At 42.1% G+C, this 15,335-nt stretch carries 13 protein-coding genes; 1 reads left to right on the top strand and 12 read right to left on the bottom strand.

What is annotated here, in order from left to right; all coding sequences use genetic code 11:
• Positions 1-8 precede the first annotated feature (8 nt).
• The 4 genes from ACX0G7_RS12785 to ACX0G7_RS12770 all read right to left on the bottom strand — a co-directional run bounded on the left by ACX0G7_RS12785 (position 9) and on the right by ACX0G7_RS12770 (position 4,814).
• On the bottom strand, positions 9-1,061 hold the full coding sequence (locus ACX0G7_RS12785; RefSeq protein WP_458923873.1) for a hypothetical protein: 1,053 nt from the start codon (positions 1,059-1,061) through the stop codon (positions 9-11).
• Positions 1,062-1,184: 123 nt separating this feature from the next.
• Positions 1,185-2,411, bottom strand: coding sequence for a cellulase-like family protein (locus ACX0G7_RS12780; RefSeq protein WP_458923872.1), 1,227 nt, complete (start codon positions 2,409-2,411; stop codon positions 1,185-1,187).
• Positions 2,412-2,536: 125 nt separating this feature from the next.
• Positions 2,537-3,418: a phytanoyl-CoA dioxygenase family protein gene (locus tag ACX0G7_RS12775; RefSeq protein WP_458923871.1), complete on the bottom strand. Its 882-nt coding sequence runs from the start codon at positions 3,416-3,418 to the stop codon at positions 2,537-2,539.
• Positions 3,419-3,434: 16 nt separating this feature from the next.
• Positions 3,435-4,814 carry a sugar porter family MFS transporter gene (locus tag ACX0G7_RS12770; RefSeq protein WP_458923870.1) on the bottom strand — a complete coding sequence of 460 codons (1,380 nt, stop codon included), beginning with the start codon at positions 4,812-4,814 and terminating at the stop codon, positions 3,435-3,437.
• A 253-nt stretch (positions 4,815-5,067) separates the two neighbouring features.
• Here ACX0G7_RS12770 and ACX0G7_RS12765 point away from each other — a divergent pair, with 253 nt between their 5' ends.
• Complete coding sequence (locus ACX0G7_RS12765) at positions 5,068-5,922, top strand: AraC family transcriptional regulator (RefSeq protein WP_458923869.1); 855 nt, start codon at positions 5,068-5,070, stop codon at positions 5,920-5,922.
• A 30-nt stretch (positions 5,923-5,952) separates the two neighbouring features.
• On the opposite strand, the gene ACX0G7_RS12760 is transcribed toward ACX0G7_RS12765, so the two are convergent.
• The 8 genes from ACX0G7_RS12760 to ACX0G7_RS12725 all read right to left on the bottom strand — a co-directional run bounded on the left by ACX0G7_RS12760 (position 5,953) and on the right by ACX0G7_RS12725 (position 15,330).
• Positions 5,953-6,837, bottom strand: coding sequence for a hypothetical protein (locus ACX0G7_RS12760; protein ID WP_458923868.1), 885 nt, complete (start codon positions 6,835-6,837; stop codon positions 5,953-5,955).
• Positions 6,828-7,556, bottom strand: a complete 729-nt coding sequence (locus tag ACX0G7_RS12755) for a glycoside hydrolase family 28 protein (RefSeq protein WP_458923867.1) — start codon at positions 7,554-7,556, stop codon at positions 6,828-6,830. The genes ACX0G7_RS12760 and ACX0G7_RS12755 overlap by 10 nt, the downstream gene beginning before the upstream one ends.
• 14 nt (positions 7,557-7,570) lie before the next feature.
• Positions 7,571-8,881: a Gfo/Idh/MocA family protein gene (locus ACX0G7_RS12750; protein ID WP_458923866.1), complete on the bottom strand. Its 1,311-nt coding sequence runs from the start codon at positions 8,879-8,881 to the stop codon at positions 7,571-7,573.
• A gap of 190 nt (positions 8,882-9,071) precedes the next feature.
• Entirely contained in the window at positions 9,072-10,793 is a 1,722-nt protein-coding gene (locus ACX0G7_RS12745) for a GMC oxidoreductase (RefSeq protein ID WP_458923865.1), read from the bottom strand.
• A gap of 125 nt (positions 10,794-10,918) precedes the next feature.
• Positions 10,919-11,857, bottom strand: coding sequence for a sugar phosphate isomerase/epimerase family protein (locus ACX0G7_RS12740; protein ID WP_458923864.1), 939 nt, complete (start codon positions 11,855-11,857; stop codon positions 10,919-10,921).
• 85 nt (positions 11,858-11,942) lie between these two features.
• Positions 11,943-12,548 carry a carbohydrate-binding domain-containing protein gene (locus ACX0G7_RS12735; protein WP_458923863.1) on the bottom strand — a complete coding sequence of 202 codons (606 nt, stop codon included), beginning with the start codon at positions 12,546-12,548 and terminating at the stop codon, positions 11,943-11,945.
• A gap of 56 nt (positions 12,549-12,604) precedes the next feature.
• A complete protein-coding gene (locus tag ACX0G7_RS12730; protein ID WP_458923862.1) occupies positions 12,605-13,561 on the bottom strand; it encodes a DUF1735 domain-containing protein in 957 nt (318 codons plus the stop codon).
• A 26-nt stretch (positions 13,562-13,587) separates the two neighbouring features.
• Positions 13,588-15,330 carry a RagB/SusD family nutrient uptake outer membrane protein gene (locus tag ACX0G7_RS12725; RefSeq protein WP_458923861.1) on the bottom strand — a complete coding sequence of 581 codons (1,743 nt, stop codon included), beginning with the start codon at positions 15,328-15,330 and terminating at the stop codon, positions 13,588-13,590.
• Between the last annotated feature and the right edge of the window lie 5 nt (positions 15,331-15,335).

Here is a 15,335-nt window from a genome sequence, read left to right as displayed (position 1 = left end):
CTATAATGTTAAGGCTTCTTATCCTTCCAGAATTTGAAATCATCCCAATACAACTGGAAGGTTCCTCCAAGTGCATTCATCTGGTTAACGATATTGTTGGATGAATAAAATTTTATTGGATTGATCTCGGAAAGTCCGTTGGGACTGGGGTCATCAGGATGGGCAGTGTCGCCGTTAATATCAAATACCACCGTTTTTGCCCCGCCATCGGGCGTAACGGCAAAGTAAAATCTACCATTTCCCTTATTTCCTTCTTTAATATAATATTCGAGGGTCATCCATTTCCCGATAGGCACTGCAAAATCCATATTCTTCCTATACCATACCTGGACAAACTTGCCAGCCTCGTTTTTTTGCGCTTCCGCTTTAAAGTATAATGGTGATCCGATTGTGGCCGATCCCTTATCTATATTAATGCCGAATCTGAATGGAAAAGCAGCATTTCCACTCCACCACTCATTATTCCAAAACTCAAAAAGAGTAATCCAATCACCGGCGCCGGGAAACGGTGAATTGATCAGCTTATTGAAATCAGCCGGTACGAATAATTTTATGGATTGATAAATTTCCTTCAACCCATTATTCCCGTACAACTCAGCCTGCACCCTGGCTTTTTTATTAAATAATATCCCTCCCACAGTATATTGAGACGAAGGCGGAACTTCTATATGTGGTGTTTTAATTGTAAAGCTCAATACTTTGTTGGTAACATTGACCGGATCGGGAACAATTGCTGCCAGCCTTTGGGAAGAGTCTCCCTGTTCGTAATAAATCCTGAAAGAACCAATATTGGGATGTGCGTTAAAGTCCGTTGACCAGTCATTTGGCTTACTGACTGTCGCGTCTGTTCCCCTGAATTCGGCGATCTGTGCCGAGATGGCTACCATCGATGTTGGACTTTCAAAACCAGTATTAAAGATCAGCTGACTATTTTGGGTATTTACAGAAGGTGATGCAGGGCCTGGTGTGGGTACAATAGCGGGATTACTTTCCTCCCTTTTGCATCCTGATATACTCAAAGATATCACCAAAACCGACGACCAAAAAAGCCCTCGTTTCATAAGCGGTTATTTACAAGTTGTCTGTATGGATAAAAGTCGATTTGGGCGTTGGTCACCCAACGAATTGGTTAACCAATTTAACGCCCATTTTTTATCTCACAAAATTTTATATGATATTTTGCCTTACAATAACCTGTTAATTATTTTCCGCATATGTAGTTGAGGGGAAATTGAGGAACTTTTAATGATTTTTGTTATCCGCTTGTGCCACTCTACATCGCTCCACATTCCGACAAACTGCGGTCCGCAGAAATTACTACTGGCAATTGAAACCCATTGGCCGGTACCCGCAGCAACGCTAACGCCAAGCTCACATAAATCCTTCACCCAATTCCAGTTCAGACCTGGAAAATCTTTATAGTCAACGATAGCCCAGCATTCTGTGCTGATTAAAGGCATTTGAATGTCTTTTGAAGCAGCCGCGAAAAGATTGATCTGATCCACCAACAATTTCTTCCAGTAGTCAGGCTTGCTGCGATATAGTTTCTCGCCTTTTTCAATAAGGTTTTTGTAACTCTCCGATGAAAATTTATGCCAGTTGTAACCCACTGTGTTGTTAAACTCTCCTTTGTTTAAAGAAGCCATCCATATATGCTGTTCAATCAGATCAAAATGGGGTAAAGGATTTTTCCTCAACTTGTCTCCCACATCGTCTCCTGAATAATCAAATGAAAAAGTGAGTGGGAGTTGAGGATATTTGTCTTTTACGAGTTGTATTGACTTCTTCATCCAGTTAAGTGAAGGGACAGTGCCCCAGTTGTGACTGGGTTCTGTAAACATCACGGACCACACTGAAGTCCATTCATTGCAGAGATCCACGTACAGAATAGTATCGAGCAGACTATCTTTCGCGAGGAGATCAAGCGTTTTGATCCATATCTCCGCCATCTTTTCTGGTGAGTTTACTTTACTGCGAACATTGTTGACGTCCTCCCGGTACCAGGTGGATAATCCAATTTTTATGTCACGGTTTTTACATTTCTGCATGAACTCTTTCAGCGAGGGATAAACGCTCACATTGATCTTTCCCGGACTACCCCAATCCTGCTGGTCCCAGACAGGCAACAAGGTCCATTCCTTTGCCGGATCCTCTGCCAGCAAATGGGGATAGGCATCGATCCTGATGGCATTGTAACCGCGAACCAACAACTCATCCAGCACCTTGTCCCAGTCTTCATAACTACCACCCGGCCACCTGCGTTCGAGCCAGCTAAAATCCCACATTGTAATTGCCCTGGGTTGAGCAATCTTACTAACACGGTTATTAAAGTTTTTGCTAAAGCCAGCCTGGCCAGCGAGAACTGCCATTGAAGTCAGCGCACTCTTCATTATAAAGTCCTTTCTTTTCATACTGATTTCTTGTGGTTTACTGTTATTACTGTTATAGCTTTAATAAACTATGAAGAGTTTAAATGGGACCCACAATTGGCAGAATACTGTAACAAATGGAAGTATAGTGCTCGTGGTAATTTGGGCTATATGTTTTTGATAATTTTCAGAACTTCGGGTCTGAGATAAGGTTGATTCAAACTGACCAGAGGTTTATGTGCATAGGGATCTTCGCCTGCAACCATCACGATGTCCCGCATATCTTCAGTAAGGGGAAACTTTCCGTCCTGATCCCAGGGCAACATACTTTCAGCGCTCATATAATGATTAACCAGTGCGGTTCTGAAATGATCTTTTGTTTTATTGCGAAGGGAGCTATGTAAGAGGTAACCATTAAAAAAAACAACATCTCCTTTTTCGGCTTCCAGGGGCACGATCTCCTCAGGTTTGTAGCCTGATACATCGATGGAATCTTCGTCAGCATATTCGCTGCTTTTGTTATGAACACGCTTCATAATATAGCCGGGCCGCTGGCTACCAGGCACCACCCAAAGACAGCCGTTTTCTACCGATGCATTGTCTATGGCAATCCAGACCCCGGTAAGTGATTTATCCCGCGTTGGTATATAATATTCGTCCTGATGCCAGGATTGGCCGGCTTTACCAGGGCCCTTTACGAATAACATTGACTGCATGCATTTCACATTTTTACTTATGATAGCGGTAAGAATTGCCGTAATTGATGGATGAGCAAGATAATTTTTAATAACAGGCGAAATTTTATGCGGAAAATGGATAGCCACATATTTTACCAGTACCTCATGATCGGACGTGTTGTAATCAACGGGCAACATGCCGTCGATCGATCCATAAAAACCTTTGAAGATTTTCGCGGTATCCGTTTTGAGCTCCAGAATCTCGGTTGCGGTCAGTAAGCCCTTTGCAACAAGATACCCATACTCCTGATAGAAGCTGATATTTTTTTCCGAGATAAATTTGTTGAATATAACTCCATCTTCCTTTTCCATAAAATGACCATTATCGTTATTTAATTAAAATACTTTCAAGCTCTTCCAAAGATTTCCCTTTGGTCTCGGGAATCTTGAACCATATGTAAAAAAGATAAATCCCACAAAAAAATGCAAACAGCAACAAAGTTGTGGCAGTGCCGGCCCATTTATTCAAAACCGGAAATGAGAAGCTCGCGGCAAAGTCAGCCAGCCACAAAAGGAAGGTGGCGAGTGATAAAGCCATTGCACGTATCCGGTTAGGGAATATCTCTGAAAGAATTACCCAGGTAACTGCCCCGAGACTGGCTGAGAAGCCAGCGATATAAGCAAGAAGAAAAAACAACACAATGTAATGATCAAAAAACTTAAACTGGAAACATGCAGCTACCACGAGCAAAGAAACAGCCATAACAGCGCATCCGGCCAATAGTAGTTTTTTACGTCCGATACGATCTACCAGCCAGATGGCAATCAGTGTGAACAATAACATGGTAACTCCAATAGCTATAGTTTGAATTGCAGCAGTATCAGTATTTACTCCTGTGTTTTTAAATATTTCGGGGGCATAATACAGGATAGCGTTGATCCCGGTGATTTGCTGAAATACTGCTATCAAAATACCCATCAATATAACACGCCGGAAAGCAGGCAAGAAAAGATCTTTCCAATTTCCTTTAGTATCCTTGTATGTATATTCAGAGATAGTTTCGATCTCCTTCCGGGCATAGACTTCGCCGCCTGTCTTAAACAAGACGGCATAGGCTTTCGATTGCTGTCCCCGTGCTATTAACCACCTTGGTGTTTCCGGAACAACGAATAATAAAAAGAAAAACAGGGCTGCGGGAAAAGCCTGTGACGCAAACATCCATCGCCATCCATTAACACCACTATCTGTAAGTAAATAATTCACTACATAAGCCATTAATATACCAGCCACGATAGCTAATTGATACAATGCGACCATTCTCCCCCTCAACGGTGCAGGAACCGTTTCAGCGATGTACATTGGCACCACCATAGCGGCCGCGCCCACAGCCAGCCCCCCTATAATTCTGAATAATACAAACACCAACAATGATTCAGAAAGCGCAACGCCAATGCCCGTTACCGCAAATAAAAAGGCACACAGAAACAGTACCTTTCGCCTGCCGAATAAATCTGCAAGCTTTCCGGCAAACATGGCACCAAGCCCGCAACCCACCAAAATAGAACTCACAGCCCACCCGAGGGTCACTTCATTTAAATCGAAATATGTTTTGATAAATGGAATGGTGCCAGAAATAATAGCCGTATCGAACCCAAACAGTACTCCACCCAAAGCGGCAATGATACTGAGAAGCCAGAGATAAGATTTATTGAAAACCTGGCCATTCGTTTGCTCCAACACAACGTTTCCGCTTATACTAATACCCATACGATCTGGCTTGACTTTGCTTTCTGTTGGAGGATTGCTGCGACGCAGCCTGGACAATAAATAACGGATGTTGGTAGATCTGTCATAAGCAATCGAGATTTGTTAAATGTAGGAGGCCTTGAATACGGGCAACTTCCCTATGCATAATTAATCTTTAAAATAATTAAGAACATTAATCTTAATACTGAAAACAAGAACTTTTTTACTATAATTATGTTGGAATAAACAGCAAAGTTCTAAAATTGCTTCTACTATGAAACCGCTTATTCAAAAGCTACCACTCAACGCTGAAACTTCTTTTATTGCAAAAACTTTTCGCACCCCCCATTTTGAAGTATCGTGGCATCAACATATTGAGTTAGAGCTGATTTTGTTTACGGAGGGCACAGGTATGAGTTTTATAGGAAACGCCGTGGGTGAATTTAATACTGGTGACATCTTTTTTATTGGAAGTAATGTTCCGCACACCTTCCAGAAACATCAGGGCGATCAGATTGCAAGCGCGGTTGTAGTACAATTCACCGATACTTTCTGGGGTAAACAATTTCTGCAAATCCCCGAGACTAAACAGGCCGTTCAGTTGTTTGACCTTTCAATGAAAGGATTAAAGATTGAAGGCAGTGTTAAAAAAGCTTTAGGCAAACTGATCCAACAACTCGAACACGCCGAAGGCTTTTCAAGGATAAGCACTTTATGCAATTGCCTGCAAATAATTCTGGACAATAAAAACAATGTGTGTCTTTCGTCAGACCATATGAATGTATTAAACACAAAATCCAAAGAGCGGCTGGATAAAATCTTTCAATACACCATTACTAATTTTCAACAACCACTATCGTTGCAGCAGATCGCTCAAATTGCCAACATGAGTATAACGGCCTTTTGTAGTTATTTCAAAAAAAGTACGAAGAAATCTTATATAGAATTCCTGAATGAGGTAAGAGTTGGCTATGCCTGCAAACTATTGCAGGATACTGATAAACCTATTCGCGATATCTGTTACGAATGCGGATACAATACACCAGAGAATTTTAACAAGCAATTTCTTTCTATTAAGAAAGTTACTCCCAGGGCATTCAGAAATCAGTTCCGGCTTACTGTGGGATAATATTCAATCTATATTGAAGTTTAAGCTGACTTAATTATTGATAACTTTTAACTCGGCTTTGTACTTTTTGTCCTCCAGTGAATATGCCGCCTTTACATGCCGTAGGTCATTGTTCATTATGGTAATATCTGTTACCCTCCCCTCAAGTGAAATAAATGGGACCTTCCCCGACTTGGGTTTAGAAGAATGTACAAAAAGATTGTCGATGTCCTTGCATCGGATATACGCTTTGGCCTCATTGGATACTTCAGCTTTAAATTGATTTAGCACCACATCTGTTGCATCCTCAAAAAATAAAGCAGGCCTGTTGTCTACGCTGGCTACACTTACACTAAGATTATTGAATTGAATTCCTTTTACATGACGGCAATTAATTGCGTATGCAGGAGTAATTCCAAAATTGCTGTACTCGGGGTATGATTTTGCTTTATCCTCCATTACCCGATCAGCATCTTCTGACGTTCCACCGCCTGCAAACTGCAGAGAGATGTTGGTTAGCGTTATGTTTTCCACGCAATACCCGGGCTGGCCAACTATACTCATTCCAATTTTTGTTCCTTCGGAGGGTTTGTGATAATAAGCACTGGTGTCAGGCTTCCACATTCCTATTCCATCTGCAATGATATTAGAAAAACTGATATTTTTAATCTTTCCAGGTTTGTCTCCTTCCCTCTGGCCGATTTTCACAAAGATCCCTCCGTTTACATTGTGCATGGTCATATTGTTCACAGAGATGCGTTCCATCGAACCGCCGTCAACTATCTCCAGCGCTATACCCGCAAAACGACATTCATAAATTACACAATTAGAAATCGTAATGTCTGTAAATGAACCCAGGCTTCCGGTACCGCATTTGATACCATTAGATTCGGACTTAATAATACAATTCGTAATCACCAGGTTTTTTACCCCCATGTAGGATCGCTTTTGGGACAAATACAATCATCTCCGCAATCAAAAAAGCTGTTGGATACCACCATGTTCCAGCAATCGACAATGTCTAATCCATCGTTGTTTCCTACTACCCTGCTTATTAATTGAATATTATCATAAGTGATATTCTTGCATTGTGCCAGTCTGAATCCCCAGCAGGCACTATTCAAAAGGGTAAGATCCTTTAGGCTGATTTCTTCGCATTTAACCAAATATACTGCATGTGGCCTGTTTGGTCTGCCGTGCTTAAGATTTCCGCGGTAAAGAGGATGTTCGCCCTGGCCATAAATTTTTCCCTTACCTCCTATACCTATGTTTTTTTGTTCAAATGCGTAAATAAGCGCACGGTTTGAGTAAGCACTATCCGCCTTGATCTTTTGCTGCGAACGTTTGATCCATGAAGCAGACTGATCAGGATATGCTGTACTGTCCACCACTCCTTTGAGGATGGCAGTTTCACTTAAATAAAGAGTGACGTTGCTTTTCAGATATATCGTGCCCGTCATAAAAACGCCGTTTGGAATAAGTACTCTGCCTCCTCCCTCAGTGTTACATTTATCTATGGCATCCTGGATGAATTTTGTGTTAATGGTATTTCCATCTCCTATGGCGCCGAAACTTTCAACATTAAAAGAAGCTTGCGGGTAGGCAGACCTATTAATTAAAGAAAACACAAAAACCAAAAACAAGAATTTTCCCATTTGAATTTTGAATATTATAGTTTAGCCAGTGATTTTATTTCCCAACCTTTTTCATAAGTCCGGCTCCAAAGTTTTTCGGCTTCCTTGTTATTTAAAATATGTCCGTTCTTAGGATCACAATGCAATGTAGTTCCGGTACGCTGTGCAATATTTGATAAGTGGCAAAGTAATACGCTTTTATGGCCTTCTTCAATCGAGGCTGTGGCCTTTGTATTACCACGTATGCTTTCTATAAAATTTAATTGATGGTACACATCGGCATCACCGGTTGAACTGACAATATCAGTTGAATCGGCCTTTATATTTGTCTTAATCTCCCTGATAAGCTTGTTTTTGTTGTCGTAAAGCTTTGCACCGTTAACCAGGGTGCCTTTATCACCATATACAATGAATCCCCTGCCTCCTCCTTCGGAGGGATAGGAATTACAGCTTCTTCCTTCCCATGTAATCGTTTTCCGGTCAGCAAACTCGAATGAAGCGATCTGCGTATCCGGCGTTTCCCAATCGTCTTTATATGCATAGCGACCACCGGCAGACGTAACCTTAGTAGGATAGTCAACGCCCATGAACCAACGAAGACAATCAATTTCATGATTACCATTGTTGCAAGACTCCCCTGTTCCCCAATGCCAGAACCAGTGCCAGTTGTAGTGCACGATATTATCTTTGAATTCTTTTCTTGGAGCCGGGCCTTGCCAAAGTTCAAAGTCAAGGGTCGCCGGCACGGGAATAACCTTTCCGGTCCCGATCGCGCCCCTGTTATTGGTATACCAGGCTTTACCCATGTAGGGATTTCCGATAATTCCTTCTTTGACAAGTTTAGCAGCTTCGATCAAATTTGGAAACGATCTTCGTTGGCTGCCAACCTGTATAACCTTTCCATACTTCACCTGTGCCTGGATCAGCAATTCACTTTCATACGGATTATGACCACACGGTTTCTCAACATATACATGCTTACCATTTGCCACACCCATTAAAGCGGCCGGCGTATGCCAATGATCAGGGGCGGCGATCACCAGCGCATCAAAATCTTTCTTTGCCACCAGTTTCCTGATATCTTTTTCGACTATAGGCTTACGTGTCACATCCTTTGCAGCATCCAGGCCCTTTTTTATAGCATTATCTTCAACATCACAGATATATCCAACTTCAACCCCGGTAAGTTTTGAAAATTTGCCAACATGAAAGCTCCCCCGGCTATTAAGACCCATGACTGCCACGACTACTTTATTACTCGGTGCATTTTTACCGAAGATGGGAAAAGTTAAAAACATACCACCCGCTGCAAGTGAGGAACTTTTTAGAAATGTTCTTCTTTTCATATCATTAAAAGTTATTTGAACAGTGAACTAACAATAAAAAAATAAAAGAACTGCGATGTAGAAACATGCAGTTTTGATTGATTCTTATACCACATAAGAGAAAGACTTGAACCTCGTCCATGGCTATTTAATCCCGCTATTACCATCCCGGAATATCGTATTACAGGTTTTTCATAGTTTATATCTTTGTTTATAGTTGTTGCTTTTTTAATGAGTCAATAGCATAGTGAGCGGCTCTTGCGGTGAGTGCCATATATGTAAGTGATGGGTTTTGACATGCACCGGATGTCATACATGCTCCGTCAGTTACAAAAACGTTATTCACACCCCAAACCTGGTTGTTTTGATTAAGTACCGAAGTGCGGGCATCTTTTCCCATCCGTGCTGTCCCCATTTCATGTATGCCCAAACCCATTGCATTATTGGAGTCTTTGGTTTGTATGTTTACGAAACCCGCAGTCTCCAACATTTCTGCACCAGTGGCAATAATATCTTTTGTCATCCGGTGCTCATTTTCAGTGAATGCGGCATCAATATTCAACAAGGGAATACCCCAATCATCAACCCTTTCTTTACTAAGTGTTACTTTATTCTGATGATGAGGCAAACATTCACCCATACCTACCATGCTCAGCTGCCAGGATCCGGGGGTGGTCATTAGTTCTTTGAGATCAATTCCGATAGATGCATCCTGTGGGTTTTGCTTTTTGCGACCACTGGAAGCGGCAAACGCAAAGCCTCGTTTATAAGCTGTTTGATGATCCTTGCCCCAATTTCTGAATCTTGGAATATACACACCGGTAGGTCTTCGGCCATAATAGTATTTGTCATTAAATTCAGGGTGTTCGCCCGAGATTCTGCCGTTGTAATTATGATCCATTAAATTATGACCCAACTCGCCGCTATCGTTTCCCATGCCATTTGGAAATCGTGATGAAGTCGAATTCAACAAGATCAGTGTTGAATTCAGAGTTGAAGCATTCACAAAAATTACTTTAGCGTAAAATTCTGTGACAATTTTTGTTTCGGCATCTATAACCCGAACACCAGTTGCCTTCTGTGAACTATTATCAAACATGAGAGAGTGTACTACAGAAAATGGCCTGATGGTAAGATTACCAGTTAACTTAGCTGCGGGAATGGTAGATGAATTGCTACTGAAATATGCTCCGAATGGGCATCCCCTGAAACAAAGATTCCGGTATTGACAGGGTCCCCGACCCGATAACGCAGTGGACAAATTAGCTGTCCGGGACATAATCAGGTGGCGACCGGGATAATTTTCAGCAATACTTTTCTGCAGATGTTTTTCAATTGCATTCATCTCCATAGGTGGTAAAAACTCACCGTCCGGAACCTGGGAGAGTCCGTCCCTGTTGCCACTGATGCCGGCAAACTTTTCCACATAGCTATACCATGGCGCCAGATCTTTGTATCGGATAGGCCAGTCAATTGCAATACCTTCCCTGGCATTGGCTTCAAAATCTGCTTCGCTCCAGCGCTGTGTCCATCGTGCCCACAATAAAGATTTACCACCTACCTGGTATCCACGTATCCAGTCAAAAGGGCGCGTTTGCTGGTAAGGATGTTCATTATCCTTAACAAAAAAATGTTCTGTAGATTCCTCGAAAGCATAACAACGGCTGAGTATGGGATTTTCCTTTCTTACTTTCTCAGGCAAAATATTTCTATGCGGAAAATCCCAGGTGTTTTTGTTAGCCGTTGGATAATCTTTAATATGTTCCACCATTCGACCGCGTTCCAGCACCAGCGTCTTTAAACCGGCTTCACAAAATTCCTTGGCTGCCCAACCACCGGTTATACCGGATCCAATAACAATAACGTCGTAAGTATTTGCCTTTACACCTTTTACATTAAGGTTAACATTAAGGCTGTCATTTGGATTTCCCATAACTTAACCCATTACAAGTTTCATCAGATCAACATTTACCTTTTTATTCCAATGCAGCTGATTTTTGTATCCTGCCTGCAGTTCAGCCCCAGACTAATTATTTTGGAGACAGAATTGTTTAATAACTACCACCCGAATACTTTTTTGACATTCTGGCGACTTATTTTCCAGTCGTCCTGTAATGAGTTCGAAGGTGTAAAATCGGGGGGAAATGCAAGTTCGATGGCAACATCACCTTTGAAATGCTGGGCCTTCAGAGCCTGGGCTATTGCTTTAAAATCAGTAACGCCCTGGCCAACATACTCTGTCCATCTACCATCAGCATATTGATCCCTGATATGCATATACACCATTTGCTTACCGTAAGAATTAATGAAATCAACAGGATTGACACCTCCCCTGATCAACCAGTTTAAATCGGGACCTAATTTAAAATCAGGGATTCTTGCCAGGGTACCTTTGAGATCATGCATTCCGTTTGCTACTTCATAAGTATGGTTGTGAAGGTTAGCTTCAACACCATTGTTGGTACAAACACGACGGATCTCTTTTAATATTGTCGCCTGTGCATCCAGCTCTGACTCAGTTTTGGAACGCCTGGCATCCCCTACTGAAATACCTAATGCTTTTCCATTTAGCTTGCTTAATCGGGGAACTACTATATTAATATCATCCAGTATTTGCTGATGCTGGGCCGGATCCCACATCCTGAAATTCTGACTATTATAAGATGAACCAAAAACCGGAAGTTTGTATTTGCTGATGAACCCTGAAATTCGTTTGACTGCGTCATCATGGCGTAATGCATTTGCCATAAGTTCGATACCATCCAGACCCGCAGCACTCATGTCGGCAAATGCAGCTTCCATATTTGGAGTAACATCCCAGTTTGGGGGAAACTTACTGGCATAAACCCACAGATGACCATTAACTGACACCTTAGCGTTTTGTTGCGACAGCGCATAAACTTCAGCAATAAGATTATCGGCTAATATTGCTGCCCCGGTCACTAACGCAGTCCGCCTGATAAAGCTTCTGCGCGATGTATTTTTAAATGATGGCATGAATCGTTTGCTGTTGATTTAATCTGAACGAATTTAACGTCTTTACAAAATCGATGCTGTTAATCGATGCTGTTAATTAATGCTATCACTGAGCAAAATGGATATACTTCTCACTCGCTGGTTTAAACTCAATCCAATTTAAATCGCACTCATCCAGATCCATTCCGCCTGCCTGGATTTTTAGCGTACTGCGGCCATCTTTATTGATTTTTATGCCCCTCTTATGTATGGTTGCCCAGTTTGAATACTCACCTGTGTTGGGCACTTCGATATAAGCAACCAGCTTATCATCAATATAAATGTTAAATGCCTTATGATTCATAGGCGTTGCAATCCTGATATTAATGTCATATACACCAGCTTTAACGTCAACAGTATATTTTAACCACTCCCCAACAAAAAACCAACCAATCGTAGGTGATCCATCATTTGATTTGTACCAGGCTGGCTTTCCCTCAACAGGTTCCATCCCCTTGATACCTACGCCTTCATTCAAACGATATCCTTTCCCCTGGTTACTGGTAGTGCGATCATGGTAGCCTACACCCTCGCCACCCAGATCAAAATCTTCGGCTTCAATCTTTCCGGGTATGGTGCGAACTTTACCTCCATAAGGAGTCTGAGCCTTCAAGGTTGTTACACCAGCAAAGAATAAAACAACAACCAGGCAGCTTAGGTAATTTAATCTCATTGAATCTTTATTAGTGGTTTAAGATGAATGTTTTGGCCTTATACTCTACTCTAAAATTAATTTTCGAGGGTAAGCAAATATTCCCGTGTTTCAGTAACCCTGTCCCTGACGCGGTTTCTGAATATCAGGTTTGTTGTTACGCGATAAGTGGTATCCGCTATTCCTGCTTTTTTATACCTGTAATTCAATACAAAGTCACGAGTCCGGGGGTCATAGGAATTTGTGCCGTCTGCCGTAACTACCGGTTGCCCAGTAACACTTTCATAACTTATTGCGCGGTTTGCATCTACATTGAGATTAAAATTTAGCCCGCTTGTAAAAGCCGCAGGTGCCGATGTTGCTCTTACCTTATAAGGCCCCTGTGTTAGTAAGCGCCAGGTGTAGGTATCGGCTTCTGATAAGGCACTATCGGACACTGTTTTTGAATCAATAATCGCCCCATTCACCTCTTTCCGGATTACATTTTTGAAGAGATAATAGCCATCAACCCCCGCAATATATTTAACTGAAACTTTAATACTGTCCAGCCCTTTCGCAATAGAGTCCAGAGAGGTAGACACAATTTTCACTGGCAGGGTATATCCTTCCAGTGCATTGAGATTCCTGTACATCGATTTAGGATCGTTTAAAAATGTTACAGAATCCAGCACAATTGTGATATATCCCAGGAACTGACCAGCAGGAATTGTAACCCTTGCTTTAGCACCCAACTGGGCAGAATTATAGTAATTTGGTGGCAGCAACTCACGTGTATCAGTAGGCGATGTTTTGTTATAAACAGCGCCGATTTCAAGCTCAGCTGTTTCATCTTTTTTGTTTTCCAGTACGCCCGCCATCGCTGCGCCGATTTTAAATTGCAGGCCCTCTCCCACTACAACGGTGCGCGTATATTCCTGGAATGAAGCAAAATAAGCGGTAGTTTTTGGCAACCGGGGATTCAGGTATCCGTCATCATATTTTTTACAGCCCCACAACACTAATAAAAAGGCAACGCCTGTGACTACTCTATTCATAAATCAATTTTATTATTGTTCGAAAATTACCAGCCAATGTTATTGATCAGGTTTTGAGTCTTTACGAGCTCTGCATTAGGAATTGGCATATATGGCGATAAAAATGCCCGGGCTTCAATCGGATCGCTTGAATAAATTCCAAAAACAGGTCCGTTGATCGCTGCCAGATCGGCTACAGAGGTGGCCAGGCGTCTTAAATCCCAGAACCGGAAATCTTCAAAGCACAACTCAACACGCCTTTCATTTAAAACTGTGTTCAAGAACGCAGCGCTTTGAGTTACCGTTGGTAAATAAAGATCATTGGCTACACCTCCTAAGGCCCTGTTCCTGACTTTCGCCAACACCTCGCGGGCAGAATATCCATGAATTTTTGTCATTGGATTACCGGTGACCCTGATTGCTGCTTCTGCAAAATTTAAATACAACTCAGGTTTTCCTAAAAATATTGGAGCGAAAGAAGTCGTAACTGTTGTGGCAGCCGATGGAAGTCTTACGGTGGGATCTAATAATTTTTGAAGGTAAAAACCACTGCGCGTTGCATTTATATCCGAACCAAAGGCATCAGCCCCGCCAGGTCTCGCATCTATAGCTATATTGGCGAATGTCTCTCCCGAACGAACAATAAACAAATCAAGTCTTGGATCCCGGTTCACAACTATATTATTTTCATCATATGGTTTGGTTGGTGAAGTTCCCCTGGGATAGCCGTCGTTCATTGAAAAAGCATCGACAAGGTTTTTACTGGGGTTGAATGTGCCCCTGCCGCTGTTAGCCCGGGGTGGAAAATTTTCTGCCTCCAGTGTATTTACATTTGCACTCACACGTCCGCGAAAGAAAATATCTTTATTCGTATAATTTGCGTTGTTTAAATTATTCTTATTGAAATAGGTTGCAAAAGGTAAAAGGTCATCAAACCCGGTTCCGGTAAGGCCATTGCTTACAGCTATTGCCTCTGCTGCCGCTTTGGCTGCCTTATCCCATAAAGTAATATCATTGGTTTTGTTAAAAGCCGGGCTTGCGGCATACAAGTACGTTCGGGCCTTCAGAGCTCTTGCTGCTATCCCGGAACCTTTGCCTGCATCGGCTACAAGTCCATCCATGATAGAACCTGACGCCCTTGAGTATTGAACAGGAAGATATTTAAATGCACTATCACAATCTGCTGCGATCCGTTCAGCACACTCCAGGTAAGTGTTCCGCGCCAGATCGAGTTCGTCACCCGCTTTTAAATTTCGCGTTGAAATTGGAAATCCCCGTGGCTGGCCATCTGTACCCACACCACCATATTTCTGTAACAGATCAAATTGAAACCAGGCGCGTAAAAAATATGCTTCACCAAGTGTTTGATAAAAAGTCTGCATATTAATAGTGGAATCAATATTGAAGGTTACCGGTGTAGGATATTTGCCCTTGGTCGGATCCAGAACCATGCGTTCAATATACCAGTTGATACGATTGATACTGGCGTAGTCATTGGTCCAGTTGTCGCCGAGTGGATTGCTTTGTGCAGATAATCCGCCACGAGCGGCCCGCGATGCTGGTGTATTTTCATTGTTCGTAACGGCATTATCGGTAGCGGCTTCGTAGTTGAAGTTTATACGATTAGGAATGCTCCAGTAAGTATTATACAGTACACCTCTGAAATCGTTAGCTGACTGCAGCAATGTTTCCTCACTGAGATAGTTATCTTTTTGTGGCTCCATGAATTTTTTACATGAGCTGCCCCAGAAAAGGAATGAAATCAATAGTAAATATCTGAAAAGCTTCATATTAC

It is taken from the genome of Flavitalea antarctica, assembly GCF_054461535.1.
The sequence above is the reverse complement of the archived record's forward strand: the minus strand, read 5'-3'. Positions and strand labels throughout refer to the sequence as shown.

Coding starts and splice junctions, on each gene's coding strand:
- ACX0G7_RS12765 (WP_458923869.1), top strand. CDS start 5,068: ATGAAACCGCTTATTCAAAAGCTACCACTCAACGCTGAAACTTCTTTT.
- ACX0G7_RS12785 (WP_458923873.1), bottom strand. CDS start 1,061: ATGAAACGAGGGCTTTTTTGGTCGTCGGTTTTGGTGATATCTTTGAGT.
- ACX0G7_RS12740 (WP_458923864.1), bottom strand. CDS start 11,857: ATGCCATCATTTAAAAATACATCGCGCAGAAGCTTTATCAGGCGGACT.
- ACX0G7_RS12730 (WP_458923862.1), bottom strand. CDS start 13,561: ATGAATAGAGTAGTCACAGGCGTTGCCTTTTTATTAGTGTTGTGGGGC.
- ACX0G7_RS12760 (WP_458923868.1), bottom strand. CDS start 6,837: ATGGGGGTAAAAAACCTGGTGATTACGAATTGTATTATTAAGTCCGAA.
- ACX0G7_RS12780 (WP_458923872.1), bottom strand. CDS start 2,411: ATGAAAAGAAAGGACTTTATAATGAAGAGTGCGCTGACTTCAATGGCA.
- ACX0G7_RS12770 (WP_458923870.1), bottom strand. CDS start 4,814: ATGGGTATTAGTATAAGCGGAAACGTTGTGTTGGAGCAAACGAATGGC.
- ACX0G7_RS12775 (WP_458923871.1), bottom strand. CDS start 3,418: ATGGAAAAGGAAGATGGAGTTATATTCAACAAATTTATCTCGGAAAAA.
- ACX0G7_RS12755 (WP_458923867.1), bottom strand. CDS start 7,556: ATGGGAAAATTCTTGTTTTTGGTTTTTGTGTTTTCTTTAATTAATAGG.
- ACX0G7_RS12750 (WP_458923866.1), bottom strand. CDS start 8,881: ATGAAAAGAAGAACATTTCTAAAAAGTTCCTCACTTGCAGCGGGTGGT.
- ACX0G7_RS12725 (WP_458923861.1), bottom strand. CDS start 15,330: ATGAAGCTTTTCAGATATTTACTATTGATTTCATTCCTTTTCTGGGGC.
- ACX0G7_RS12745 (WP_458923865.1), bottom strand. CDS start 10,793: ATGGGAAATCCAAATGACAGCCTTAATGTTAACCTTAATGTAAAAGGT.
- ACX0G7_RS12735 (WP_458923863.1), bottom strand. CDS start 12,548: ATGAGATTAAATTACCTAAGCTGCCTGGTTGTTGTTTTATTCTTTGCT.